The 254-nt window shown below is 70.5% G+C and carries 1 protein-coding gene; it reads left to right on the top strand.

Features of this window, described 5'->3' with window-relative positions; genetic code table 11:
* A partial coding sequence (locus ACQG3P_RS20670) for a prolyl oligopeptidase family serine peptidase (RefSeq protein WP_426806096.1) occupies positions 1-254 on the top strand: 254 nt, incomplete at both ends.

Here is a 254-nt window from a genome sequence, read left to right as displayed (position 1 = left end):
GCGCTGTACGGCGTGCAGGGCACGGTGGAAGTGGCCGACCAGCTCAAGGGCGTGGACTGGCTGAAGCAGCCGCCATGGGTGGACCCGGCGCGCATCGGCGTGCAGGGCTGGTCCAACGGCGGCTACATGACCCTGATGCTGCTGGCCCAGGCGTCGGACCAGTACGCGTGCGGCGTGGCCGGCGCGCCGGTTACCGACTGGGGCCTGTACGACACCCATTCCGCCGAACGCTACATGGACCTGCCGGCGCGCAA

The sequence above is a fragment of the Stenotrophomonas sp. SrG genome (assembly GCF_050031795.1).
GTDB classification, from domain to species: domain Bacteria; phylum Pseudomonadota; class Gammaproteobacteria; order Xanthomonadales; family Xanthomonadaceae; genus Stenotrophomonas; species Stenotrophomonas rhizophila_A.
Note: the sequence above shows the minus strand (reverse complement) of the source record. Positions and strands in the feature narration are given on the sequence as shown.